The organism is Isoptericola croceus (genome assembly GCF_029382255.1).
GTDB classification, from domain to species: Bacteria; Actinomycetota; Actinomycetes; order Actinomycetales; family Cellulomonadaceae; genus Isoptericola; species Isoptericola croceus.
The window spans coordinates 1-351 of the sequence record NZ_JARLLG010000053.1 but is presented as its reverse complement, the minus strand read 5'-3'; the positions used below and the strand labels follow the sequence as shown (position 1 = coordinate 351).

Annotated in this window: 1 pseudogene; it reads left to right on the top strand. The window is 58.1% G+C overall.

Annotated elements, in window-relative coordinates:
• Positions 1–351, top strand: a pseudogene (locus PZC42_RS20690) (hypothetical protein); the annotation flags it as partial.

The window sequence follows — 351 nt, the reverse complement described above, 5'->3', positions numbered from 1 at the left end:
AAGCGCCGCGAGAAGAAGGAGAAGCGCAAGGCGCGCGAGAGAGAGGAGAGGGAGCGTCTGGAGCGCGAGCGCGGTGTCGGTGGTGGTGTTGTCTTGGCGCCGTATGATGAGGATGGAGAAGCCGAAGATGGTGCAGATGATGTCGACGACATGGAGGACATGGACAGATCCTACTCCGAGTCGGAGTCGGGGTCGGAGGAGCCGGAGGAAGAGGAAGAAGACGATGATGAGGATGAGACCTCATCAGATGGTCTTGGGTTTCTGGAGGAGATACCTTACATCCGTGGTGGAACCGAAGAGACTGAATTAGGGGACTACGTCCCCGCGAACGAACGCAAGGCTAAACGCCAG